A 25,839-nucleotide genomic window follows, 5' to 3' on the forward strand; every position below is an offset into this window, starting at 1 on the left:
GGGGGACAAAGCCCTACGTCCCACTGTATATTACCGATCCGCTAACAAAGTGATTTATAGAACAGTTTTCTCTGGAAAACCAGTATACTATTGATTAACACAGTGACAAATAGGGGTTTACCACCAGATTATTGTCCCCCTACCCTCCTGGCGTATTTTTCCTCCTTTTTTGTTACACTGACCCCACTTAATGTTAGTGATTGTAGGAATATCGCGCCAGTGGCAACTCCCCGAATTGTGTTTATTGGTTATGTCTGGCCAGAGCCTCGCTCCTCTGCAGCGGGCGAGAATATGTATAACCTGCTGCAGGCGTTTGCCCAACACGGGTGGCAGACCACCTTTTTAAGCGCCGCCAGCGACAGTATCCATCAGGTTGACCTGACTCAGATTAATGTGAATAGTCAGACTGTGTCCCTCAATTGTAGCTCATTCGACCATCTCATCGAGTCTCTCCAGCCGCAGGTAGTGGTCTTCGACCGGTTTATGATTGAAGAACAGTTTTCATGGCGGGTAAAAAAAGTATGCCCCCAGGCATTACGGGTACTCAACACCGAAGATTTACACAGCCTTAGAAGCCGGCGACAACAGGCAATAAAAAAACCGCAAGCCGCCACCACCGATTTTACGGACTCAATGACCCAGCGTGAACTGGCGGCGGTGTTAAGAAGCGATCTGACCCTGGTGATATCGCCTGCTGAATATGACTTGCTCAGTCAGACATTTGGGGTGCCGCCACAACAACTTCTTTATCTGCCGCTGCTTATCAGCGCGCCGCCGGGTCATTCCGTTTCTTTTGAGGAGCGTAACGGCTTTGTTTTTATCGGTAATTTTCGGCATGCCCCCAACTGGGATGCCGCATTACAATTAAAAGAACAATTATGGCCCGCCATTCGCGCGAAAATGCCTACCGCACAGTTGTCGGTATATGGCGCGTATCCGGCTAAAAAAGTGACTAATCTGCATAACCCTGCCCAGGGATTTCATGTGAAAGGCTGGGTAGAAGACGCCCGCGCCGCAATCAGCCAGCATAAAGTCATGCTCGCCCCCATCCGGTTTGGAGCGGGCGTCAAAGGAAAGTTGGTTACGGCCATGCAGTGTGCTACGCCTAGCGTCACCACCTCCTGTGGCGCCGAAGGCATAGCTAAAACAAGTAGTAGCCATGGCACCGACGGGCAAGCTGGCTGGCCCGGAGCTATTTGTGATGATATTTCGCAAATGGCTGAAGCCGCAGTGTATTTGCATAATGATGTTACTGGCTGGCAACATGCCAGCATGAAATGTGCCGCCATTGTTGCCGCGCAATTCGATACGCAAACCCATCAGCGTAACGTGGAAAGCGCAGTAACCGACCTGGTCAGCAAGAGTGAACAACACCGCAGTGGGTTGTTTTTACAACAACTGTTGTGGCATGAGAGCCTGCGCAGCACCCAGTATATGTCGCAATGGATTGAAGCCAAAAATCGATAGAAGCGTGTCTCTCGGCGGCGCTGCCAAGGTAGCCTGCCCGACTTGCTTGCCAGGCGGCTTTAGCAGGCCAGTTCGTGCAGCCGCCGGATGATCTGCGCCACTCCATCGGCTCGCGACTGACTGATATTACGACTAATGCCTAAGCGGGTTAAATACCCGGTATAATCGTAGGCTGGCCGCTGCGAGCCCGACAGGTCGTTGGCTTTTTCCAGCAATACTGTAAGCACACCTCGAATAATTTTGGCCTCACTGTACCCCTGAAATGCAGGCGAAAGCACTGGGTTATAGGCCAGCCACACTTTACTTTGACAGCCACGGACCTGATTAGCTTCCACCTTTAGCTGGGCAGGCATGGCCGGTAAGGTTTTGGCGGCCAGCATCAGTTGCCGGGTCAGCTCATCCCAGCTTCCGGCCGCTTTAACTTGCCGGGCGATGGGCAGCAATGCTTCACTCACGGCACCTTAACCTTCGTTCAGGCTTTGCTGTAATTCTTCAGCACTTAGCACCATACCGGTTTGCTCGGCGCCCACGGGAAATACCACTAAATCGACCTGGTTACTGGCCAGCCCCGGCAACCAGCTCTGCATAAACTCTTCGAGCTTAATTGGCGTGGGCGTTGCTCCAGTCTCCTGGGCACGGGTCCACAAGCCAATCAAATCGCGATGGGGCCAGATTGGCAGCAAGGCGTTGCCATGCTGTTCGGTCTCGTTATCAGCCGCTGCTTCAGCAGGGTCAGACTCCAGCATAACAAACCCTGAATCGCCGGCCAGCGTCCATACTTCTTCGGCCTTTAAGGTATATTGCAAGAGCAATTCAAGGCGCTCTTCAGCGCTCAGTTTTCCGGCCTGCTCGACAACAGACTCAGGTAAGGTGGGGGTAACAGTTTCAGGAAACATGGTGGCTCCGGCAAGCATAAAATTTGTCAGCGATTATAATGCCCCTGACACTATTTACCAGCGTTGAATCATGCCAATCGTCATGGTGTATTGTAACCTTGAGGGCTGGCTTGCACACGAGTGCGATTAGGGTTTAACGTAATTCCGATTGCGTGTTAGTCTATGGCAATTCTCGTACCAGACAGCTGTCCAATGGATTCAGAGTTTTATCTTACGTCGCGCAATCAGGAAGTATCGCTCCCGCTGTCTGAAGAGCAGTTTCGGGATTTAAAGCGTGGCCGTAAAAGGCTGTCCCTGATTTATGCTATTTCCCACAAATTCAGGCTGGTAATGAGCAATTTCAAGCTTATTGAGCAGCTCATGGCACAACTGGGTGCATTATATGTAAGCCAGCATGATGTCGCCAAAATTGAAGAAGTCAAACCTCAGTTAAATGCGGCTATCAATAATTACATTCTTAGTGCGCGAATTTTCACCAGCCAGCTGAAACGCCATGTGCAGGGCTGCTTGCCCCTGGAACGTGAACTCATTCTTGAATTAACCGAAGCCATGGATAACGAATACCAAAAGTCGTTTTCGTACCGCTTTGTGGATGCACTGTATGACTACGTCACCTATTATGGTCTCAGCTGTCATGCGTTTCAGTCACGCTCCGCTTTATTTCAAGAAAATGGTGAACAGGTTCGCCGCTATGACTTTCTGGCCTTTGTAGAACGGGATTTTATCGGCGGGCCTTCAAATTTTCGGGCTTCAGTGCTGGCCGAAACGCCTGAGCGGGTAGAAATCGGAGCCTTGCTTAAGGATTACAATGCGTCTTTACAACGGCTGCACGATATGGCGATTTCGATGACCAGCCAGGTATTTAATGAGGCTCACGAGATTATCTCTGAATTTGTGAATGTGTTTATATCGCAGTACGGCTACGAACACGCCAATGTGTTTGTGGTCCATAAAACCCGTGCTTTTGGCGACAAAATATACGATCGGTTTCCTATCTCAATGTACGTAAATAACCACAACCTGTCTGAAGAAGATTTATTAAGAGCCAATTAATGCGTATTTCCCCTCCTGAGAATATGATTGCTATTCCTGATGGTTATGAAAGTTGTGATGTAGTGGGCATCAATTATCGCTATTTCTCTATCTGGCTGGAAGCCAGCTTGCTGGCTCAGTTAACTGGGGTCGTTACCGAAGTCAGGTTCCCATGGAGTCAGGCGGTCAATGCTGACAACTATCTGACCCGGCTGAACCGACTGCCCGAATATGCACTGGATACCATGGCGTTGATGCAAACCACCATGCAAGCCCAGAATTGCCGTATTATCAGCTGTGAAGCGGACAAATTCCGGTGCGCGCTGGCATTAGTGGCGCCCCTGCCCCAGATTGTGTACCAGGGCTTACAAAGTATGCCTTGTCCGGATATGTTCTCGATGCCGCAGATGGTCAATATTGACAAAAACCCCACCCAATATATCCAGGCGCATCGTAAACGCCACGAATCTTAATCACGGTATCGCTCGTACAGCCACAACGCCAGGGCTAAGCACTGGCCTGTTTCTGAAAATAATTTATCAGCTCTGAAATGGTCAGCGGTTCGTGATAGAAAAATCCTTGCATCAAATCGCAGCCGGCATGGCGGGCAAAGTCAGCTTGCTCGGCATTTTCGATACCTTCCAGCAGCACCGATTTACCCAGTTTACTGCATAGCTGAATCAGACTATCTACCACCACCCGCTTGGCCTCCGGCCCGTATTTTCCAGGCATAAGTGATTTGTCCAGCTTCACGATATGGGTATAGGCCTCGGTCAACTCAGCCACAGAGGCATAGCCGGAGCCAAAATCATCAACCGCAATGGTAAATCCGCTGGCCGCTAACTGTCGCAAGATACGGCGGGTACCAATATCATGCATTGCCGACTCGGTAACCTCCAGCACGATATCCTGGGCACGCACATCAAATTCATCTAAAAATGCCACAAACTTGCTCACCAGCGCATTGGAGTTGAGCTGCAAAATTGAAACATTCAGATGGACCCGGATATGCCCCAGACCAGCTTCTTTAAGAAGGTTGCGGGCAATACACACCTCCCGCAGCATTTTCAGACCCAGTTCGTTTATGAGCCCGGTTTCTTCAGCAATAGGAATAAAAGACGCCGGGTGGATATCGCCCAGATCCTGATTACGCCAGCGACATAGAGCTTCCAGCGCCACAATTTCGCCGCCGGTGTTAACAATAGGCTGATAAGTGGCATACAATTCATGATTGGTGATGGCTTCAAGCAGCCCCTGCTCCACAAACAAACGATATTCAATGGCATCGTTGTGGGAGTCGCTGTAAAACACCACCCGGTTTTTGCCTTGTTTCTTGGCTTCGTACATGGCAATGTCGGCACGTTTCAGCAGTTCGTTAGCATCACTTGGCAGCTGGCTTTCGGCAATACCTATGCTGGCGCCCACCGATAAGTCCAGGTCCTGCACGGTAATCGGATCTTCAAAGGCTTCGAGTAACCGGTCACCGAATGTTTGTAAATCTTCGCTTTGTTGCACCAACACCACAAACTCATCACCACCATGGCGAATGAGCGTATCAGCCTCTCGGATAATGTCGTGCAGACGGTTAGCACATTCGCACAACACCTCATCACCAATATCGTGACCGTAGGTGTCATTGATTGCTTTAAACCCATCAAGATCAATAAACACCAGGGCGTCGATGGCATCCTGATAAACCCGGTCATTCAGCAACAGTTTCATGTAATTGCGGTTGCCGGTCCCGGTAAGGGTATCGGTAAAGGCCAGGGCTTCGAGCTTTTTCTCAGCCTGATTCAGCTCGGTAATATCCGATAGGGTCATGACATAGCCCCCCTCATTGTGCTCAGACTCCAGCGCCGTTAAGGTCAGCAAGGCCGGAAATTCATCGCCGTTACCATCCAGCAGCACGATTTTCTCACGGGCTACACCTTGTTTCAGGTCACTGGTACAGGCCGACATCAAGATATTGCTAATCCCTAAATCAAACAACGATTTACCTATCAGCACGTCCGAATTTATCTTCAGCAAGCGCGGCAACTGCGCGTTAATGCGTACAATGGTAAAATCTTCGGCCAGAATCGCCGTGCCTTCTGCCAGCTCTTTGAGCATAAGGCTTGCCAGTCCCAGCTTATGCCGGGGCCGCTTGCGGGGGGTAACATCCACTACACTGCCGATATAGTAGGTTTCACCCGCGGTCTGAATATCGTTGAACATGATATCCGCCCAGATATCCTGGTCGGCATCAATACACACCGTATGGCGCAAACTTGAGCTGGACCGAAGCTGGGCTTCAATGGTCTGTTGCTGGTCGGCATCAAACAGGGTCAAAAATGCCTTACGGGGAATCGTAGTGCTGCAGCCAAACCGGTTCTGCAGGCTACTGGCATCAACAAAGTCGAAGCTCTCACCTTCGTTAGTAAGCTCCTCGACCCCCAGGACCAGGGCCTGGGCGGTATTCTGAAAGCTTTTTTCACTGGCCTGTCCCTGATGTTCAAGCTCAACACGACGCAATGCCGTTTCGCAGGTCACTTTAAGCGTGTCTATATTAAACGGCTTAATCAGATAACCATACGGTGAGGTGTTCAATGCCTGTGACAGGGTTTCATCATCTGCATAGGAGGTGGTATAAATCACCGGCACCGCGAAGCGGCTATTGATCTGGCGCGCGGCCTCGATACCCGAAGCTCCATCGGCCAGGTGGATGTCCATCAGGATGAGATCAGGCGTGTACTTAGCAGTGAGCTCTATTGCTTCCTTGTCAGACCGGGCCAGTCCCACCACCTGAACCTGAAGGGTAGCCAGCTCCCGTGCCAAAAACGTAGCCGCGATGGTGGTATCTTCGACTATCAGAATACGTTTATTTTTAAGTAGACTCATTTAATACTTCTTGTTATTTAACTGCGTCAGCTACCCACTGATTACGCAATGTTTGCAGCAAAAGTTTATCGGTCACCGGCTTTGTCAGTACTGGCACATGGTTTAACGTTGCCGGTTTTTGCACGTCTTCGCCATACCCACTGATTATGATACAAGGTATTTTTGTTGCTATAGCGGCTTCCAGAAAACGTAGTGTTGTGTCGTTTCCCAGGTGCACATCGGACACAATCATATCCGGTTTGGCATGATTCAGGTATGCCTCGGCAGCTTTGAGGCTGCCGGCAATCCCGGCCTCTTTCACGCCATTAGCCTGTAGCTTTTTCTGGATGTCCATAGCGATAATCAGGTTATCTTCAATAATCAGCACATTATCTGGTAGCCCCGTTGTACTGCCTGCCAGCGAAGGGGCTGCAGGCGCTACCTTTTTCATCTCGTCTGGTGCGCTAGTGATAAATCGCGCCGGTATTTTCAGACTCACCTGCAGCCCGCCGGGTTCAAAGTCAACCTTCACGTCTCCCCCCAGTTCATGGGGAATGATGCGCTGAATGAGGGTCATACCAAAGCCGTTTCGACGGGGCCCGGCGATGACACCGCCAGCTTGCTCATTCCAGGTCAGCTGCAGGTTGTTGTCGTTGTCGTATCGCCAGTCTACCCTTAGCACCCCTGGCTGAGAGGCGGCCAATGCGCCATATTTTGCCGCGTTGGTTAACAGCTCATGCAGCACCAATACCATGGGGGTGGCGGCCTCGGGTGAGATTAAAACCGCTGGTCCGCCAAGGTGAATACTATTGTTATGGGCCGCGTAGGCCTGAATTTCATTATCGAGCAATTGCTGAAAAGACACCGCTTCCCACCGGGCGGTGGTGAGCTGATCGTGGGCCGAAGCCAGTGCCCGTATGCGCTGGGATAAGGTATCGGCGTACTCGGCCACCGTTCGGCCCTGCTGGCCGGTCTGCGTAATAATCGCATTAACCAGGTTCAGTATATTTCTGACCCGATGATTCAGTTCACTGATGAGCACTTCATGGGTGCGGGAGGCTTTTTGCTGAAATTGGTCGCGTTCCTGAAAGTTGTGAATAACCAGCTCGAGTAAGGTCACACGTAATGACTCGGCACTGCGAAGATCCGACGAGGCCCAGGGTTCGGCGCGCTCATGATAGGTTTCTTGCCAGGCTGCAAAGCTGGTCCGGGGCATAAGCGCATTGGCCGTCGCCTCACCGGTATGATTTGCAGCCGCTGCGGGTTGGAGCAGCTTGTCAGGGTTGCCGGCCCAGGTCACGGTTTGGGTCTGGGCATTTCGATAAAATATCAGATAATCGGTCGTGGCATGGGATAAAGGAATCGCCAGCAGACCAGCCACATGGTGCTGGTTGATATCATAATCAGGTAGTAAGTCCGTCAGGCAGTCAGTATGAAATACCTGTTGAGTGTCTTGCTGCTCCAGGTAGCCAAGCAACTGTTGCAACGGCGCCCCGGTTAAACAGGGTCCTTCGCCCTGAGCGTGTCCATCGACCACCGCCGCGATGCCATCGCACCTGATCAGGTTTTTCAGCGTCGCTAACTGTGCGACCAGTACCTCACGTAAACTGCCCTGGCGGGAAATGGTGCTGATTACCTTATCGTGGGTATCACGAACCTGTTTGGCCGCCGCTTCGCGCTCCCGTGACAAGCGTGCACTGAGCTCCAGTGCCAGAACTTCGGCAAACAATTCAAGATCGGTTCGCATCGCATAGGAGGGGACCCTGGCACTGCCGTGATGAAAGGCAATTAGCCCCCACAGATTGTCATCAACAATAAGGCTCACCGATAACGACGCCCCCACTCCCATATTTTTCAAATACTGAATGTGTACCGGCGATACCGCCCTCAAGGTCGAGTAGGTGAGATCCAGCCTGCCACTTTGACCTTCGCCGATGGGTAAAATAGGCACCGGGTTGGCGTGCACATCGTTAATAACCCGTAGCAGGTTCTTGGTATACATCGTACGGGCCTGTTTGGGAATGTCAGACGCGGGAAAACGTAAACCTAAAAAGCTTTCAAGTTCTGAGGTTGCGGCTTCGGCAACCACCTCGCCGGCCTGATCGGGTAATAACTGATATATCATGACCCGATCGTAACCTGTGACAAAACGCAGCTGCTGCGCCATATCCTCAAGCAGTTCCTGGGCCGTACGGGCCCGATAAAACTGGCTGATAAGCGCCCTCACAAAGGAGTCTTCGCTACGCCGGCTGGCTGGTATCTGCTCAAACTCGACAACAATATATACCCCGTTAAAATGCACCGAGATATCTACAGGTTGTCCAGTCGCATCAATCTTACGATTAAACAGGCGCTCATTGCGCCCCGTTATTATGGCCGACTGGTAGGCAGAGCGTAAGTCATGTATCAGTTGGCTATCAAGCCACTGCCGGACCGGCTGGCCAATGAAGTTTTCCGGGTCGGTGTTAAAATAGTCCTGTGTATTGGCCGAGCAAAACGCTACAATCCAGTCCACATTCAGGGCAATGAAACACCCAAACTGCTGTATATGACCCAGCCTGTGAATAGGCTCACGGTCGCACACAGTGAGGTCGATATTCTCAGTGGATTCGATGTCGCTGGTATTGTTCATTTTTCGGCTCTTAGCGCGATATGGCTGAAACCATATAGAGATAACGCAACAAACAGGTTCAAAATACTATTCCCTATGACAGATTTATTTAGCGACCTAAAACAACAGACGGCGGCCTCACATCAAGCGTTAGAAACCACATTTCCCTTTAACACCATGTTAAAACCGGAACATTTCAGTACGCAATCCTATACTGATAATTTAATGATTTTAGCCAGTTTTCATCAGTATGTCGCACAAAAGATGCAGCAAAATCCGCATAACGAAAACTTAAATGACTTGTTACAACCTTCTATCATTGTAGAAGCGATTTCCACTGATCTCGCCTTGCTCGGGATAAAGTCACCCGCTCTGCGTTTTGATGCCGGCCTGGCGTCAGACAATATGGCAGATATGGTGGCGGCCGCTTATGTATGGATGGGCTCATCGATGGGCGCAAAAGTACTGCACCACTGGTTACAGCAGCACGATTACCAGCATCTGCCTACCCACTATTACGCTCATATGCGCACGCTCGGCCGGCAGTGGCGTACCTTTATGCAACAGGCAGATTTGCTGGCGCAACAGCACCATATCAGTCAGCAGCGATGCGTGAATAGTGCCAACGCCCTGTTCAATGAGCTGATTGCCGGTGCCGGGCGTTGTGCACCCGGCGAAGAATAAACAATTTATACTACCCTGTTTTTTATTTTATTAAGCGAGTCCGTTTTTTATGAAAATGATTTCTTTTAATATCAATGGCATCCGTGCCCGCTTGCACCAGCTTCAGGCAATTATCGATAAACATCAGCCCGACATTATCGGGCTACAGGAGATAAAAGTTCACAACGAACAATTTCCGGAACAGGCCGTCAGAGAGATGGGCTATGAGGTCTATTATCATGGCCAAAAAAGCCACTATGGCGTGGCGTTTTTATCGAAAATCAAACCGGACGCGGTACAATACGGCTTTCCCTCCGACACTGACGATGCCCAGCGGCGTATGATCATGATGCGATTTGAACAAAACCGGGACAAACCGCTCACCGTATTAAATGGCTACTTCCCTCAAGGCGAAAACCGCGACCACGAGACCAAATTTCCGGCTAAACGCAAGTTTTACCAGGATTTGATGCAGTATCTGGGCGACCATCATACCCCGGAGGATGATGTGGTCATTATGGGCGATTTGAACATTTCGCCTACCGATGCGGATATTGGTATTGGTGAGCAAAATGCCAAACGCTGGCTGCGGACCGGGAAATGCAGCTTTTTACCTGAAGAACGAGAATGGATAAAGCATTTGTATGACTGGGGTTTGACCGACAGTTTTCGTGCCGCTAACCCAACCACTGATGATCAGTTTAGCTGGTTTGATTATCGCTCAAAAGGATTTTTAGATAACCGAGGCCTGCGTATTGATCACATACTGGCAACCCGTGATATGCATGCTAAGCTTGAGCAGACCGGTATCGATTATGAACTTCGTGGTATTGAAAAACCTTCTGATCACGCCCCTATCTGGGCAGTCTACAAGCGTTAAGCGCGCCGCAGGGTTGCTATGACATCGTTACAGTTGCTATGTATGGTGCTGTACGGTGTTGGTGCGCTGCTGATCATCCGCCGCTTACCTCTACCGCCGCTGTTACAACAACGCCACCGGGCCGCAGCCTTTATTAATAGCTTTACCTTATTGCTGTTGATGTGGCTGTTCCGGGTGCGCACAGACATTGGCCCCGACATTCACTTTTTGCTGATGACCGCCCTTACCCTGACCCTGGGGTTTCGCGGGGCAGTCACCTGCGCCTCGCTGGCGCTGTTTATTCTTACCCTCACCGGGCAACAGAGCTGGGCTCTTTTGGGGGTGCACGGCCTGGCGATGGTCCTGATACCCGCGGTGCTTACCTACAGTGTCTATGCGCTGACCTTTCACCATGTTACCCGGCACTTTATCGTTTATATCTTTGCCTGTGCCTTTTTGCCCGCGGCGCTGACCATTGCGTTACAAATGGGCCTGACCGGAGCCTATCTGGTAATAGATGGCCTCTACCCGTCTGAGCAGCTTATTGACAATTATCTGCTGGTTATCCCATTACTGTTATTTCCCGAAGCATTGCTAAACGGGGTCGCGATGACCTTACTGGTGATCTACAAACCCGAGTGGGTGTATACCTTTGCCGATAAACATTATTTTGATCCCAAGTCCTGATACCCGACACAATCTGGTGTCAAAAGGCTCCTGACCAACAATTCTGGCCGCTTGAACAACGCAAAGGCTATATAGCTATATAAAGGAACAGACGTAAAAAAGCCGGTATCAAACCGGCTTGCTAGCTGATATGTGTCAGGCGCTGCGGCTATTTGAACAAAATATCCATGACCCCGGATAATTCTGATTTTCCGTGACGGATTTCCTGTTCAGACAAACCGGCAATTTCATGTGGAAACACCAGCCACTCGTCACTTTCGTTGATGTAATAGTCTGGCACGATATCGGTTTTGTTGTTTTGTGGCTTGTACCAGGGGCAGGCAATACGAATGTCTTTTGGCATATTCAGTCGCATCAGCTTTTCAATCTGTGCGATGAGCGCTTCCACACTACGACCTGAATCAAAAACATCATCCACAATCAGTAGTTTGTCACCGGCATTGGCGTTTTCTACCAGGTAATGCAAACCGTGCACGCGAATTTCTTTGCTTTGTTGGTTAATTCCGTAATACGAGGAGGTGCGTACCGCGATATGATCAGTTGAGGTGTCTTTGAATTCAAAAAACTCCTGTACCGCGATACCGATTGGCGCGCCGCCACGCCAGATGCCAATGATGAAGTCAGGGCGAAAACCGTCTTCATACACCTTGGCTGCCAGACGAAACGAGTCCTCTAATAACGACTGCGATGTAATAAAATTCTTTTTCATACGACTTTCCGGCCCAAAATTTAAAAGACCGGATTATAGAGAATTTCGCCGGCACTTGCACGGTTAATTACCAAAAGCGGGGACCGGATAATTGCTTTTACCCGACCTTCAGTGCACGCACCTAAGACAAGTTTTCCCGGCAGGCTTAATCGTTTTGTAAAGCCTGCGCAGGCTGAGTTTGCATGGCCCGATAAGCCGGGTACAGGCTGGCCAGAAAACACAGGGCCAGCGACAGCCCGGTATACAGCGCCACCTGCTGCCAGCGAAGATCAACCGGTACCGCAGCGCCTTCATTGCCCATGGCCAGGGTCACGCCAAATAACTCTAGTATGGTGTTGAGCTGAGTGGTTAAAAGCACCCCCGCCAACAAGCCGATAATGGCGCCTTTTATGCCATTAAACACCCCATTGAGCATAAAGATACGCATAATCCGTCCCCGGGACAGCCCCTGGGTTTGCAGGATGGCAATATCCCCTTGTTTTTCTGTCACCACCATCACCAGCGCCGAAACAATGTTAAATGCCGCCACCGCAATGATCAGGGCAAGCATTAAAAACATCATATTGCCTTCCATTTTTACGGCATCAAACAACGGCCCCTGGCGGTCACGCCAGTTGTCAGTTTTATAATTGTTTTGCTCGAGCACCGTCAGCGTTTGCTGATAGCTGAAGGCGTCGGCCAAAAATAGCCGATAATCAGGAGGCGCCGACGCCGGCTGCCTTAACAGACGCTGTACATCCGTCAGATGCATAAAAATGATTTTTTCATCTAAGCGGGATCCCACATCATGCACCCCGGCAATTCTCACCAGCTTTTGACTGGGTAGCTGCCCAAAGGGGGTATACACAGTAGCCCCGGCAATCAGTACCCGCACCGAATCTCCGGTCGTGACTTTCAGCTGACGCTCAAGGGCTTTACTGATAATGACCTGAAACGAGCCAGCCTCCAAATTGGATAAATCGCCGGTTTTTAAATTTTGTGCCAGTACGCTATTGCTCATGCTTTGCGGCCTTACGCCCTGCAACTGCACGCCCCGCAACGCTTTACGTGACTGTAATACGCCCTCGGTTTCAATGTAAGGCATGACCGACTCGACCAGGGGCAGCTGCTTAAGCGTTTGGGGGTCCGGCGGGGTATCATGTTGATGATGCACCACAATATGCGGCACCAATCCCAGAATACGGGATTTCAATTGTGCTTCAAAACCATTCATGACTGACACCACCACAATCAACGCCATCAGCCCTAATGCGATTCCTGCCACCGATACCCGGTTGATAAATGAGATAAAACTATTGTGTTTACCGGCTAAAGAATAACGCCAGGCAATAAAAGCAGAAATTGGGTGAAACATACATTTTTCGTTGTTTGATCGAGATGAATAGACCACACTTATTAAACTGAACAAGTGCGCGTACTGCGTACAGTCATGCTACAGTGCCGAATAGATCAAAATATGTGTGATATCAGGGTGCCACACCGGCCGACTATAACAGCGGGTATACTACGTGTAAGCGTATCCGCGTACAAGAATTGGTGGTAAGAAAAATGGATACATTATCGTTAGCCGAAAAACAGGCTCAGTTTGATGAGTTTTTTATGATCAGTCATGAGCTGAATGTTAATGTAAAACCACTCGATGCCAATACGCCGCTGCCGGCGCAAAATCAGCTTGAAGATGTTATGCCATACGCATTTCGTATTGCCAGCGAGATGTCCTCCATTGATACCGCGGCAATACGGCCATTAAGAAATTTAAGTGATCACGCATCGGCCCTGGCAGAGTACTTAACCCACCAGTCAAAAAAGATAGACCTGATGATGTCCTTCATTTTGCAGCAGGAGGATGAGCCTCAGCATCGTTTATCCACCGTTAAGTTTGGCGGCGGTGGTGTGGTAATTAAAACCCCTGACCCTATCGATGTTGGCACCCATGCTGAAATCAAACTGTTTTTGACTGAAGAAGCTGCTGCAATTTTTTGTTTTGGTGAAGTTATCACTTGTCACGAAGACGAGGATGGCTACCATATAGCCTTTATTTTTAACCGTATTCGCGAACAGGATCAGGAACTTTTGGTCAGGGCCAGTCTGCATTTACAAACTATGCAGTTGCGTAAACGCGCCAAGTCCAGAGATGAGGACGCCTGAACCAATGGCCCTGAGGCCAGCTTTGTTGCGTTTCTCAACCGAACTCAGGTGACATGACAGCCACAACCTTAGCCTTGCCTCTTCCCAAACCCCGGACTAATAAGCATGCTGAAGATCATCAGCATTGGGGTCACCTTCAGGGCAGCAGTTCTGCCTTGGCTATTGCCAGAGCGTATCAGCAGAGCGCCGGACCTGTGGTCCTGCTAACCGCTGATACCCCTTCAGCGCTCAAGCTGCAGCGTGAAGTTGCCTTTTTCCTGAATACTGATGCGGCCCATGTGCCGCTGTTTCCCGACTGGGAAACCCTGCCCTATGACATGTTCTCCCCGCACCAGGATATTGTCTCACAACGTCTGGAAACCCTGTACCACTTTTCCAGTCAACGCCAGGGCCTGTTTATTGTACCGGTAAATACCCTGATGCAGCGCCTGGCACCGGTGGATTATCTTAATAAATATTTATTGATGCTAAACCAGGGCCAAAACCTGGACCGGGAGCAGTTCAGACGCAATCTGGAACAAGCCGGTTACCTGCATGTCAGCCAGGTGATGAGCCACAGTGAATTTTCAATACGCGGCTCGGTTATCGACTTGTACCCTATGGGAAGCGAGCGCCCGTTCCGGTTAGATTTGTTTGATGATGAAATTGAATCCATCCGGTATTTTGACCCGGAGTCTCAGCGCTCCAGTGACGCTGTGTCTGAAATACGGCTGTTACCGGCCCGGGAGTTTCCTACCGACAAAGACGCCATCACCCTATTCCGCCAGCAGTTTTTGGACCGTTTCGATGCCAGTCAGGCGCAGGAGTCGGTATTTTCGCAGGTCAGCAAGGGGACTATGCCCAGTGGCGTAGAATATTATCTGCCGCTGTTTTTTGAACACACAGCCACCTTGTTTGATTATCTGCATCCCGATACAAAACTGATGCTACACGGCGACTTGCAACAGGCCAGTGAATTTTTCTGGGCAGACGTAAACGAACGGTATGAGCAGCATCGCTACAATATAACCCGGCCACTGCTGACCCGGATGAGCTGTTTTTGCCCATGAACGCGCTGTTCGAACAAATCAAAAAATGGCCAAGGGTCACCTTGCTTGAAGCCCCGGTTGATGACAAGCCGGGCTTTACCAACGCGCCCAGCATCAAACTTAACGATATTGCGCTAAACCCACAGAAAAAACAGCCCGCAGAAGCATTGCTCACCACTTTAAATAATGCGGGTAAGGCCAATGGCCGGATGTTGTTTGTGGCCGAGTCTCAGGGCCGGCGCGAAAATATGCTGGAGATTCTCAAAAAGGCCGACATCAAACCCAAACCGTTTGATGATTTTGCACAGTTTTGTGACGCCGATGCCCCGGTTGGCATTACCGTGGGGCTGGTAGAAAACAGTTTTAGCTGGTCAGATGAAAATACCGCGCTGCTGATAGTGACCGAAACTGAGTTGCTGGGTTATAAAATCAGCCAGCGACGATTACGGGAAAAGCGCAGCACCACTGACGAAAACGCCATTATCCGCAACCTGGCCGAGCTGAATGTTGGCCAGCCAGTCGTGCATCTTGATCACGGCGTGGGCCGATACCTGGGTATGCAAACCTTAGATGCCGGCGGGGTGACCACCGAATATCTGTGTATTGAATATGCCAGACAATCTAAGCTGTATGTCCCGGTCGCCTCGCTGCATTTGATTTCCCGTTACACCGGCGGTGACATTGAACATGCGCCCTTACACGGCCTGGGTTCTGATGCCTGGTCCAAGGCCAAACAAAAAGCCGCCGAACGGGTTCGCGATGTAGCTGCCGAATTGCTTGATGTGTATGCCAAACGCGCGGCGAATCCTGGCTTTTCCTACCCTATCGAATGGCAGGAATACCAAACCTTTGCCGATAGTTTCCCATTTGAAGAAACCCCCGACCAGCAACAAGCCATTAACGCCGTTATTCAGGATATGGGCAGTCCCCAGGCAATGGATCGGCTGGTATGTGGCGATGTGGGCTTTGGTAAAACCGAAGTGGCCATGCGCGCGGCTTATCTGGCCGCAAATCAGGGTAAACAGGTGGCGATTCTGGTGCCCACCACCTTGTTGGCACAACAACATTATGAAAACTTTAAAGACCGTTTTGCCCAGTGGCCGTTCAATATTCAGGTAATGAGCCGCTTTGTGGGGGCCAAAGCCCAGAAATCGGTGGCCGATGGGCTCACCGACGGCACGGTGGATATTGTGGTAGGCACCCATAAGTTGCTTAGCAAAGATATCCGTTTTAAAGATCTGGGGCTGGTGATCATTGATGAAGAACACCGGTTTGGGGTGCGCCAAAAAGAAAAGTTCAAAGCCCTGCGGGCCGATGTCGATATTTTAACCCTGACTGCCACGCCGATCCCGCGGACCCTGAACATGTCATTGTCCGGAATGCGGGATTTGTCGATTATTGCCACGCCCCCTGCCCGGCGTCTGGCAATTAAAACGTTTGTGCAGCAGCGCAATCAGGCAATGATTCGTGAAGCCATCATGCGCGAAATATTACGTGGCGGCCAGGTTTACTTTTTGCACAACGAAGTTGAAACCATAGAGCGAACCGCCGAAGAAATTAGCGAAATTGTGCCTGAGGCACGGGTGGCTATCGGTCATGGTCAGATGCGTGAACGTGAACTTGAAGGTGTCATGAGCGACTTTTATCATCAGCGTTACAATGTGCTGGTGTGCTCAACCATCATCGAAACCGGCATTGATGTGCCCTCTGCCAATACCATCATTATGGACCGGGCCGACCGTCTGGGACTGGCGCAGTTGCACCAGTTACGTGGCCGGGTGGGACGCTCTCATCATCAGGCATACGCTTATTTACTGACCCCGCACCCCAAGCGCATGACCAAAGACGCCGGTAAGCGACTTGAAGCGATTGCCAATCTGGAAGATCTGGGGGCCGGTTTTGCCCTGGCTACCCATGATCTTGAGATCCGGGGCGCCGGGGAGCTGCTGGGCGATGAACAGTCAGGGCAGATTGCGACGGTAGGCTTTAGCCTGTACATGGATATGCTCGACAAAGCAGTGACGGCCCTAAAAGAAGGCCGGGAACCGTCATTGGAGGATTCATTAAGCGGGCACACCGACGTTGAGTTGCGTATTGCGGCGCTGCTGCCCGATGATTACATTGCCGATGTTAATACACGCTTGTCGCTGTACAAACAGCTGGCCAGTTGTACCAGTAAAGCCGAAATTGATGAGTTTCAGGTAGAATGTATCGACCGCTTTGGGTTATTGCCGGAGTCGGCGAAAAACCTGGTGCGGGTAGCCGAGCTTAAAATTATCGCTAAATCTCTGGGGATCAGTAAAATTGATTTATCTGCGGCAGGCGGCAGTATTGAGTTTAAAGCGAACACCCCGGTCGATCCCGGTTATATTATCCAACTGGTACAAACGCAGCCAAAAACCTTCAAATTTGAAGGCAGCAGCAAACTTAAAATTGTGAAGCAGACCGACACCGCCGCGCAGCGTATCGAGCTGACTCAAACCATATTGAATGATTTTGCCAAGGAGACGCGCTAAATGAAGTTTGCGCAAAAAGCATTACTGGCCACCACCTGCTTGTGGTTTACACACAACGCGATGGCCAGTTCTGACTGGTGGTTTGATGTGGAGGTACTGCTATTTGATCGGGGCCAGGCGGTATCGCAAACCAAAGAGCAATTTGAGTATGCCGAAACACTGGCCCCGGTAAGTGCTGACTGGGATTTACTGGATGCCTTACTGCGCCCTGACATCAGCGGTCTGAAACAGAATCTGCCGGTGTGTGGGCAAAGCGACTCGCCCCTGTTTGTGGATACACTCACCACCCAGGAAATCATCGACGCCCATCAGCGCTGGCAACAGGGGCGCACCCCCGCCTTAGCGGCAGATGATGCACCGGTGGCCACCAGCGCGCCGGCATTACCGATAACACCTTATGCCAGTGCCTCGTTCGACTCAGGTGCAGAAAATAGCAGTGATGCCGCCCCGGATCCCTGGCAAATTGCCGGCTACTGGCTTGAGTTTAACTGGCCGGATACGTCGCCCATAACCGTGCCCCAAACCCGGTTTTGCGAGCAGCCCCAGCCCTGGATAGCGTATGAAAATAATCAATGGCAGGTCTCAAGACCCGACAACGCACTGCCTGCCCCGATGAGGTTCCCATTACCCCACAAGTCGACAGTGCGGATAATAACGATAGCGCTACCGCCCGGATTCTGAGTCCACAGGCCAACGAGCTGACCAGTTTATCAGCCCAGGTGCGCAGTGCCCGCGGACTGACCCGGTTGCTGCATACCACCTGGCGTCAGCCGGTGGAATTTGGTCAGCAAAACGCCGCCTCGGTACGTGTTTTTGCGGGTAAAAACTATGCTCGTCAGTTTGATTTGTCGGGTCAGCAGCGCGCTGATGAGGTCCCCACCCTCGAGCTTAACAACACTCGTTTTGAGGACGACAACACCACAGAAAAGAGCTTTTTTGAACAATTAGAAGCACAGCTAGAAAGCAATAAGGATGTCTCATTTGCCCAGATGATGGCGGCCAGTGAAAAAAACACCACCTTACTACAGGCTCAGGTAAAAAAAGCCAGTGTGGCTTACAATGCGCCCATCTGGCAGGTTGACGGCTACATCCGGGTGTACCTGAAAAACATTAATCGGGTGCCGTATCTGCATATAGAATCAAGAATGTATTACCGGCAGCCGGTACCCATGACCCTCAATGATATTGCCAGCGGTGCCGAGCCTCGTTACGAGCTGGTATCGGTCCCCTTTCACCAGATGCGCAGAGTGATCAGTAAACAGCTGCATTATTTTGATCATCCTTTATTTGGTATGGTGATAAAGATTCGCCGGGCCGATATTCCTGAAGAGCATTAGCATGAAAATATACACCCGTGGCGGCGATGCCGGCCAAACCCGAATCTATGCGGACAAACCGGTTAAAGTCGAAAAGTCAGATGTCATTTTAGACTGTTATGGTGATATCGATGAACTGAACAGCCATGTGGGGCTGCTGGCCTGTCACTGCCAGTCCTTAGCAGCCAGCACAGAAGATACGTCTGAGCAGCTTGAATGGCTGCAGCAGATACAGCAAAATCTGTTTCAGTTAGGCTATGCTATTTCGGCCACCTCTACGCTGAGTGACGCTGATGTTTTAGCCCTGGAGCAGCGTATTGATGCGTTAAGCGCCCCCTGGCACCACAGCGCCACTTTATTTTGCCCGGCGGGCATGTGAGCGCGGCCCAGGCCCATGTGTGTCGTACCGTGTGCCGGCGCGCCGAACGTACTTTGGTGGCCGCCAGTCACGCACACCCGGTCCCGGCCACTACCCTGGCTTATATCAACCGCTTGTCAGATTACTTTTTTGTGCTCGCCCGAAGCCTGAACCATACGGCCGGGACCAGTGATATTCAGGTTCCCTCACGTTAAACTGAGGGCGCTGCTGCGGCCGCTTTGCCAGACGATGCGCGAGAAGCAGCCGCGGTTTATCTACAGTCGGGTAACCGCCACAATGCCGGTGATCACGAACGCCAGCAGAACATTCAAAATCGCGCCCTCGCGCGCCATTACCGGCACACTGAGCTTACCACTGCTGTACACAATGGTATTGGTGGGCGTTGCCACCGGCATCATAAATGCGCAACTGGCACTCATGGCAGCCGGCATCATCAGCACCAGTGGATCTACGTCCATAGCCACCGCCGCACTGGCCAGAATTGGCATCAGTAAGGTAGCGGTAGCCGTATTCGAGGTCACCTCGGTAATAAAACTGACCGACAGACACAGCAGTAATATCACCCCTAACAATGGCAGCGTAGCCAGACCGCTAAACGCCTCACCCAGACGGTCACTGAGTCCCGAGGCCACAAATGCCTGGGCTAAACAAATACCGCCAGCGTAGACCAGCAGCAGCCCCCAGGGGATTTGGGTGGCCGTATCCCAGTCAAGAATCTGGCCGGGCTTATCTTTGTTACCATCGGGAATTAAACACATCAGCAGCACCCCGGCGATGGCGATGGTGCTATCACTGACATCAGGCATATTTAGCCAGCTGGTCCAGTAAGGCCGGAATATCCAGGCCAGGGCAACCACGCAAAACGCTAGAAGAACCCGGCGCTCGGCGCTGCTCCACGCTCCGGCTTCAGGCAATCTGACGTCCGGCATCGCACCGACCGAGCGGGTAAGCCAGAGCGCCATTAACGGTATTCCCACCACCACAATCGGAATACCGGTGGACATCCAGTTTAAAAAGCTGATTTCCTGGCCACTAACCTGGGTATAAACATTCATAAAAATGATGTTTGGCGGGGTCCCGATAGGCGTACCTATGCCACCCAGGCTGGCGGCATAGGCGATGCCCAACAGCAAAGCCACGGCCAGCCGGTCAGACTGCATCGCATTTATAATGGCCATGGCAATGGGCAGTAGCATCAGCGCGGTGGCGGTATTAGAGATCCACATGCTCAGAATGGCGGAAGTCAGCATAAAGCCCAAAACCAGCCGGGATGCACTGCTGGCCCCGGTGAGATTCAGCATATACACCGCCAGGCGTTGATGGACACCGGACTTTTCCAGCGACTTGGACAACATGAAGGCGCCCATCAACAATAAAATAACATGACTACCCAGGGCTGAAGCCGCATTCTGGTAGGTCATTACCCCTGCCATGGGAAAGGCCACAAAGGGAACCAGGGCGGTAAGTGCGATGGGCATAGCTTCGGTTACCCACAGCATCGCAATAAGAATAGTCAGGGCGCCGGTAATCGCCTGGGCGCTGTTTAAACTGGTGGTCGTCAGCCACAGCCAGCTACCCGTGGCGCCTAACAGGCTCAGCCCAATCCATTTGTAGTTAATCGTCATGAGTTAACGGTGTCTTAAACAATTAATCGCAGCAAGGGCACGTTGATAAGCCCCCTGGCATCAACCCCGCGCTGGCGCTGGTTGAATGCCAGCAGGCGGCGATTCGCAGAAGCTGGATGGGGCAGATGATCCAGAATATCGATAGCGCCCGCCGTGTTGTTACATGCCAGCACCATATCGCAGCCGGCCTGTAATGCCTGCTGTGCACGCTGTGGATAGTCTCCGGCGACACTGGCGCCATGCATCGACAAATCATCGGAAAAAATAACGTCGTCAAACTGTAATTGCTGTCGTAATACAGTTTGCAGCCAAAACTCGGAAAAACCGGCCGGTTGGGGGTCTACCTGCTGATAAATCACATGGGCCGGCATAATGGCATCCAGTTTTTCAATAAGCTGCTTAAATACCACCATATCGGTTTGCTCAATTTCACTGAAAGCGCGGCCATCCATCGGCAACGCCACGTGGGAGTCAGCCACCACACTACCGTGACCGGGAAAATGTTTACCGGTCACCGGCATGCCCTGGTATTGCATCCCCTCAATCAACGCGCCGGCCAGCGGTATCACCGCTTTGGCATTAGCGGCAAGGGCCCGGTCGCCGATGACCGTAGAGCAACCGTCAATATCCAGCACCGGACCAAAGCTCATATCTATGTCCAGTTCGCTTAATTCATAGGCGAGGATCTGACCACAGGCATTAGCCAGCTCGCAGGCTGTTGCCAACTCCTGCTTTACCGCGGGCAGTATGGCGCCCATGGCTGGCAGCTCGGTAAAACCGGTTCGAAAACGCTGCACCCGTCCGCCTTCATGATCTACCGCAACCAATAACGGCTGCCGGGCGGCCTGGCGAATCGCTTTAACCAAGGCCTGCAGCTGGGCTTTATCATAATAATTGCGGGTGAATAATATCACCCCGCCTACCAGCGGGTGGTCCAGCATTTCGCGCTCCTGAGCGCTAAGCTCATAGGCGGCACAGTCGAGCATTAACGGCCCCATGGCAACTCCTGATTATTTATTCTTCAATTCACACGCCCAAACCGTTACGATAAAGAAAAACAGGGAGTATCGCACGTGGGTAAATGGATAAAATGGTTGTTTTTCAGCATATTGTTTATTGTCTTGCTGGCGGCAGGAAGTGCATTCTTTTTGTTAAACCAAAGCCTGCCACAGCTTGAAGGGACTGTACAGAGTCCGGCGCTGTCCGCGGCGGTTAAATTACAACGTGACTCGTTGGGACAGGCGGTTATTCATGCTACGTCGCGACCAGATGCTGCCTTCGCGTTAGGTTATGCCCACGCCCAGGATCGTTTTTTCCAGATGGATTTACAACGCAAGGTGGCCGCGGGTGAACTATCGGCCTGGTTAGGTTCCAAGGCGCTTAATGCTGATCGCAAAGCGCGCTTCCATCAATTTCGTGCCCGTGCCCGCAACCTTCTGACCACTTTACCCGCTACCCAACGTGCTCTGCTTAGCCAGTATAGCGAGGGGGTAAATACGGCGTTAAAAAATGCCAAAACCCGTACCTTTGAATACTGGCTGACCAGCTATGAGCCTACTCCGTGGACGCCGGAAGACAGTCTGCTGGTGATTTTCTCCATGTATATGGATTTGCAGTTGGGTCAGGTAGAACTGGATCTGGCTCGCACGGGGGTGCGCCGGTATTTTGGTGCGGATATGCTGAACTTTTTACAGCAAAGCTCCGACTATCAGGCCGCGCTACAAGGCTCAACCCTGCCGCCGTACACCGATGGTATTCCGGCGCTGGATACCAACACTACCGCCCTCTGGCAGGGGTTGCCGCCACCGGATATTGGCAGCAATAACTGGGCCGTGTCAGGACAGTTAACCGCATCGGGTCAGGGTATGCTGGCCAACGACATGCATCTGGGGCTACGGGTACCGATTATCTGGTACCGGACACAGCTTAATTACACCCGGGATCAGCAACCGGTGCAGCTGACCGGGGTCAGTTTACCCGGGTTGCCTGGCATCGTGGTAGGCACTAATGGCGACGTGGCCTGGGGGTTTACCAATGCCAATCTTGATAATGTCGACTGGGTAGCGTTACCCAAAGATGCCCGGACATGGCAGGTTAACGAAACCCTGGCCACCACCGGTGAGCCGGTGCAGTTTCCCATTACGATGAGCGACTACGGCCCGGTACGTGAACTTGATAATCAGCAATACGCGCTTAAATGGGTTGCTCATCAGCCGTATGCGGTAACCCTGGATATCCTGAATTTAGATGTGGTGAGCTCTGTTGACGAAGCGCTGAATGTGGCCCACAACATTCGTATGCCTGTTCAAAATATGCTGGTGGTAGATACCAAAGGTGCTATTGCCTGGACCCCTGCAGGCGCGGTCACCGCCCGGCCGGCCCCCACTGCCACCGCGATCCCGGCGTCTGAATTTTCAGCCCAGTGGCAAAACAACACCCCGGCCGCAGAGTTGCCGCTGGTTAAAAACCCGGCAAGTCAGCGTTTATGGACCGCCAACGCCCGGGTTATTTCTGCTGAACAGCTACAGCGCTTTGGCGACGGTGGTTATGCCCTGGGCGCCCGCGCGCTGCAAATCAAGCAGCGACTGATGGCCAAAGATACCTTTAGCGAAGCAGACTTTTACCACATACAGCTGGACAACGAAGCCTTGTTTTTAAAACCCTGGCATCAGCTGCTAACCCAGACCCTGCAACAGCAATCACCACAGTATCTGGCAGAGCTGGAAGCACTGGCAAACTGGCAGCAGTGTGCGTGCCCTGACTCCGTGGGCTATACTCTGGTACAGCGCTACAGACGCCATGTTGTCAATGCCCTGCTCTCACCGGTAATGACCAAACTGGCCAGGGAGAATTTCCGCCCCAATGGGTTACTACGACAAACTGAGACGGCGGTCTGGCAACTTTTAAATGAACAGCCTGACAGCTGGCTGCCGACCGGTTACAAAAACTGGTCAGCATTTTTATTGTCGGCCTGGCAGGAAACCCGCACCGCTTTGAATACGCAAATGCAGACCGAATCGCTGGCCGCCCTGAACTGGGGCGCGGTCAATGCGTTAACTGTTAAACACCCCTTTGCAGCAAATGTGCCGCTGGTTGGTGAATACCTTAACCGCCCAGTCATAGCCGGCTATGGCGACAGCTATATGCCTGCGGTACAGCAGCCAGAATTTGGCGCCTCACAACGGCTGTTTGTGCAACCAGGTCGTTTGTCTGAGGCCGTGTTGACCCTTCCCGGCGCGCAGTCGGGGCATCCGCTGTCACAATTTTATCGGGTTGGCTTTAATGACTACGCCGAGCATAACAGCACCCCTTTGCTTCCCGGCCCGGTTCGCTATACGCTGATGCTGGAGCCAGCCCAATAAGGGTAAGGCCAGGCTATCTCCTGACAGGTACTGACCCTATGGTATTATGCTATGACCCCGGCGATTAACGTTCTTAACCAGAGCGGTAGCGTCTATGAGCTTCATCAGTTCCATCCTACTGGCGGTGCGCACAGTTATGGTCGTGAAGCAGCCAGGCAGCTTGCGGTAGAGGCGCAGCGGCTATTTAAAACCTTGCTGGTCAGGCTTGAGTCAGGCGCGTTTGTGGTAGCCCTGGTGCCGGTGTCCGGGCAGCTGGATTTAAAAAAACTGGCGCAAATCATTGGCGAGCGTAAGGCCTGTCTGGCGGAATTTACCGATGTGCCCCGAATCACCGGGTACTTACCCGGGGCGTCAGCCCATTGGGTTTAAAAAAATCCCTCAGGGTCTTTATCGATGAGCAGGCCCGGCTATTTGATAATATCTTTGTTAGTGCCGGCAAACGCGGGGTAGAAATCTCATTATCCCCCGTTACTCTGGCAGAACTTACCCATGCCTCATTTTGCCCGCTGTGCCGATAATAATGGGTTTAATGGGTAGCCCTGCTCTTGCCAGGCAGTAATGCCACCGGCCATGGAATACACCCGGGAAAACTGCATTTGCGCCAGCGAATAGGCCGCCAGCGCCGAGCGGGCCCCTGAGCGGCAATACAAGATAACCTCAGGATCTGCTGAGGTTGTTTCCCTGAGCAGGGTTTCGATACGGCTTTCCAGGATTCCGCGGGCGCAACATAACGCCCCGGGCAAAACCCCGCCCTGCCATTCCTCCGGTTCCCGGATATCAATCAGCAGTGGTCTGTCGGGTTGGCGCTGATAAACCTGATGCACGCTAAGCTCATCGATTTGCTGTTTGATATCCGTAAGGTAATGCGTAAAAGACAACATAAGTCATATTTTCCCTGAATTAAGCGGCCAGTAAGCGGGTGCCCACCAGCACGGTTGCCACCACGATAAGACACATCGCAAAGCCTTTTTGTAAACGGGGGGCACTGATCTTATGGCTAACCAGTACAGCAGCGAAGGTGCCCGCCACCCCGCCGGCAGCCATAATCATAAGTACCGGTAGGTCCCACGCAATCCAGTTTTGATTGACGCTCAGCGCTAAAATTGCGGCAGCGGTGTTTAATACAATCAGACCCAGGCTGGTAACCGTGGCGTTTTTAAGCGGGAGTCCGGCCAGCAAATGCAAGGCGGGCACCATTAGAAACCCGCCGCCCACACCCACCAGCCCGGTAATGGCCCCGGTCCCGAAACCGGCGGGCAGCAGCACCAGAAGTCTGGACTCGCCACTGTTCTGGTGCGACTTTTTACCCAGCATTTTATAGGCACTGAAGAACATAATCGTGACCAGTAAGGTCAGTTGCACGCCATTCGGGAGGCTGGCGCCGGCTATGGCCCCGACCGCCGCGCCTGGCAAACTGGTCAGCGCAAAAATACCAAACAGACGCCAGCTGAAGTGACCCGGGTGGCGCACACTGTTTACTCCCCAGCCGGCGAGCGCAATCACCCCGACAATGACCAGCGAGTGTGCCACGGCGGTTTTTTCATCCATAGGCGTAAAAAACAATAATGCAGGCATGGTTAAAATAGCACCGCCGGCCCCCAGTACACCCAGCGTGGCACCGATTAGCAGTGCACTTACAATAATCATCCCCAGCATAATGTTCATTACCTATTTTATTTCGTATA

The 25,839-nt window shown here is 51.8% G+C and carries 21 protein-coding genes and 2 pseudogenes; 13 read left to right on the top strand and 10 right to left on the bottom strand.

Annotated features, from left to right (window positions below; translation table 11 throughout):
• Window positions 1-219: 219 nt before the first annotated feature.
• The gene (locus IT774_RS09765) at window positions 220-1,467 is read left to right on the top strand and encodes a glycosyltransferase (RefSeq protein WP_232364947.1); all 1,248 of its coding nucleotides are present in this window, start codon (window positions 220-222) and stop codon (window positions 1,465-1,467) included.
• Window positions 1,468-1,526: 59 nt separating this feature from the next.
• On the opposite strand, the gene IT774_RS09770 is transcribed toward IT774_RS09765, so the two are convergent.
• Window positions 1,527-1,922 (bottom strand): SufE family protein, encoded by a 396-nt coding sequence (locus tag IT774_RS09770; RefSeq protein ID WP_195809624.1) that lies wholly within the window; start codon window positions 1,920-1,922, stop codon window positions 1,527-1,529.
• Between the two features lie 6 nt (window positions 1,923-1,928).
• Window positions 1,929-2,363 carry a DUF2750 domain-containing protein gene (locus IT774_RS09775; RefSeq protein ID WP_195809625.1) on the bottom strand — a complete coding sequence of 145 codons (435 nt, stop codon included), beginning with the start codon at window positions 2,361-2,363 and terminating at the stop codon, window positions 1,929-1,931.
• A gap of 192 nt (window positions 2,364-2,555) precedes the next feature.
• On the opposite strand from IT774_RS09775, the gene IT774_RS09780 reads away from it, so the two are divergent.
• Window positions 2,556-3,416 carry a hypothetical protein gene (locus IT774_RS09780; protein ID WP_195809626.1) on the top strand — a complete coding sequence of 287 codons (861 nt, stop codon included), beginning with the start codon at window positions 2,556-2,558 and terminating at the stop codon, window positions 3,414-3,416.
• Window positions 3,416-3,868, top strand: a complete 453-nt coding sequence (locus IT774_RS09785; protein ID WP_195809627.1) for a hypothetical protein — start codon at window positions 3,416-3,418, stop codon at window positions 3,866-3,868. Before IT774_RS09780 ends, IT774_RS09785 begins: the two co-directional genes overlap by 1 nt.
• A 34-nt stretch (window positions 3,869-3,902) precedes the next feature.
• On the opposite strand, the gene IT774_RS09790 is transcribed toward IT774_RS09785, so the two are convergent.
• Both IT774_RS09790 and IT774_RS09795 read right to left on the bottom strand, forming a co-directional pair.
• The gene (locus IT774_RS09790) at window positions 3,903-6,272 is read right to left on the bottom strand and encodes a GGDEF domain-containing response regulator (RefSeq protein WP_195809628.1); all 2,370 of its coding nucleotides are present in this window, start codon (window positions 6,270-6,272) and stop codon (window positions 3,903-3,905) included.
• A 13-nt stretch (window positions 6,273-6,285) separates the two neighbouring features.
• Complete coding sequence (locus IT774_RS09795; RefSeq protein ID WP_195809629.1) at window positions 6,286-8,883, bottom strand: HWE histidine kinase domain-containing protein; 2,598 nt, start codon at window positions 8,881-8,883, stop codon at window positions 6,286-6,288.
• 204 nt (window positions 8,884-9,087) lie between these two features.
• Here IT774_RS09795 and IT774_RS09800 point away from each other — a divergent pair, with 204 nt between their 5' ends.
• From IT774_RS09800 to IT774_RS09810, 3 genes are read left to right on the top strand one after another with little or no spacing between them, the layout of a single operon-like run.
• Window positions 9,088-9,546, top strand: coding sequence for a heme oxygenase-like domain-containing protein (locus IT774_RS09800; RefSeq protein WP_195809630.1), 459 nt, complete (start codon window positions 9,088-9,090; stop codon window positions 9,544-9,546).
• A 49-nt stretch (window positions 9,547-9,595) separates the two neighbouring features.
• Window positions 9,596-10,405 carry an exodeoxyribonuclease III gene (xthA, locus tag IT774_RS09805; RefSeq protein ID WP_195809631.1) on the top strand — a complete coding sequence of 270 codons (810 nt, stop codon included), beginning with the start codon at window positions 9,596-9,598 and terminating at the stop codon, window positions 10,403-10,405.
• A gap of 18 nt (window positions 10,406-10,423) precedes the next feature.
• Window positions 10,424-11,071 (top strand): energy-coupling factor ABC transporter permease, encoded by a 648-nt coding sequence (locus IT774_RS09810; RefSeq protein ID WP_195809632.1) that lies wholly within the window; start codon window positions 10,424-10,426, stop codon window positions 11,069-11,071.
• Between the two features lie 148 nt (window positions 11,072-11,219).
• Here the strand turns inward: IT774_RS09810 and IT774_RS09815 are convergent, their stop codons facing one another.
• Together IT774_RS09815 and IT774_RS09820 are read right to left on the bottom strand one after the other, a co-directional pair.
• The gene (locus IT774_RS09815; protein WP_195809633.1) at window positions 11,220-11,780 is read right to left on the bottom strand and encodes a phosphoribosyltransferase; all 561 of its coding nucleotides are present in this window, start codon (window positions 11,778-11,780) and stop codon (window positions 11,220-11,222) included.
• A 145-nt stretch (window positions 11,781-11,925) separates the two neighbouring features.
• Entirely contained in the window at window positions 11,926-13,134 is a 1,209-nt protein-coding gene (locus tag IT774_RS09820; RefSeq protein ID WP_195809634.1) for a lipoprotein-releasing ABC transporter permease subunit, read from the bottom strand.
• Window positions 13,135-13,328: 194 nt separating this feature from the next.
• Between IT774_RS09820 and IT774_RS09825 the strand changes: the two genes are divergently transcribed.
• From IT774_RS09825 to IT774_RS09845, 5 genes and pseudogenes are all read left to right on the top strand, one after another.
• Window positions 13,329-13,928: a PilZ domain-containing protein gene (locus IT774_RS09825; RefSeq protein WP_195809635.1), complete on the top strand. Its 600-nt coding sequence runs from the start codon at window positions 13,329-13,331 to the stop codon at window positions 13,926-13,928.
• Between the two features lie 53 nt (window positions 13,929-13,981).
• Window positions 13,982-17,472, top strand: a pseudogene (mfd, locus tag IT774_RS09830) (transcription-repair coupling factor).
• A complete protein-coding gene (locus tag IT774_RS09835; protein ID WP_195809636.1) occupies window positions 17,473-18,153 on the top strand; it encodes a CsiV family protein in 681 nt (226 codons plus the stop codon).
• Window positions 18,045-18,809, top strand: a complete 765-nt coding sequence (locus tag IT774_RS09840) for a CsiV family protein (RefSeq protein WP_195809637.1) — start codon at window positions 18,045-18,047, stop codon at window positions 18,807-18,809. The genes IT774_RS09835 and IT774_RS09840 overlap by 109 nt, the downstream gene beginning before the upstream one ends.
• A gap of 1 nt (window position 18,810) precedes the next feature.
• A pseudogene (locus tag IT774_RS09845) lies at window positions 18,811-19,361 on the top strand (cob(I)yrinic acid a,c-diamide adenosyltransferase).
• Window positions 19,362-19,421: 60 nt separating this feature from the next.
• On the opposite strand, the gene IT774_RS09850 reads toward IT774_RS09845, so the two are convergent.
• Window positions 19,422-20,792, bottom strand: coding sequence for an SLC13 family permease (locus IT774_RS09850; RefSeq protein ID WP_195809638.1), 1,371 nt, complete (start codon window positions 20,790-20,792; stop codon window positions 19,422-19,424).
• A gap of 14 nt (window positions 20,793-20,806) precedes the next feature.
• Entirely contained in the window at window positions 20,807-21,790 is a 984-nt protein-coding gene (gene nagZ, locus IT774_RS09855; RefSeq protein WP_195809639.1) for a beta-N-acetylhexosaminidase, read from the bottom strand.
• A 75-nt stretch (window positions 21,791-21,865) separates the two neighbouring features.
• Here nagZ and IT774_RS09860 point away from each other — a divergent pair, with 75 nt between their 5' ends.
• Both IT774_RS09860 and IT774_RS09865 read left to right on the top strand, forming a co-directional pair.
• Window positions 21,866-24,154 carry a penicillin acylase family protein gene (locus tag IT774_RS09860; protein ID WP_195809640.1) on the top strand — a complete coding sequence of 763 codons (2,289 nt, stop codon included), beginning with the start codon at window positions 21,866-21,868 and terminating at the stop codon, window positions 24,152-24,154.
• 51 nt (window positions 24,155-24,205) lie between these two features.
• Window positions 24,206-24,523 (top strand): YbaK/EbsC family protein, encoded by a 318-nt coding sequence (locus tag IT774_RS09865; protein ID WP_218958913.1) that lies wholly within the window; start codon window positions 24,206-24,208, stop codon window positions 24,521-24,523.
• Window positions 24,524-24,648: 125 nt separating this feature from the next.
• Here IT774_RS09865 and IT774_RS09870 read toward each other — a convergent pair whose 3' ends face one another.
• Window positions 24,649-25,035, bottom strand: a complete 387-nt coding sequence (locus tag IT774_RS09870; protein WP_195809641.1) for a rhodanese-like domain-containing protein — start codon at window positions 25,033-25,035, stop codon at window positions 24,649-24,651.
• Window positions 25,036-25,054: 19 nt separating this feature from the next.
• On the bottom strand, window positions 25,055-25,819 hold the full coding sequence (locus IT774_RS09875; RefSeq protein ID WP_195809642.1) for a sulfite exporter TauE/SafE family protein: 765 nt from the start codon (window positions 25,817-25,819) through the stop codon (window positions 25,055-25,057).
• Window positions 25,820-25,839 lie beyond the last annotated feature (20 nt).

This window comes from Salinimonas marina (assembly GCF_015644725.1).
Lineage (GTDB): Bacteria > Pseudomonadota > Gammaproteobacteria > Enterobacterales > Alteromonadaceae > Alteromonas.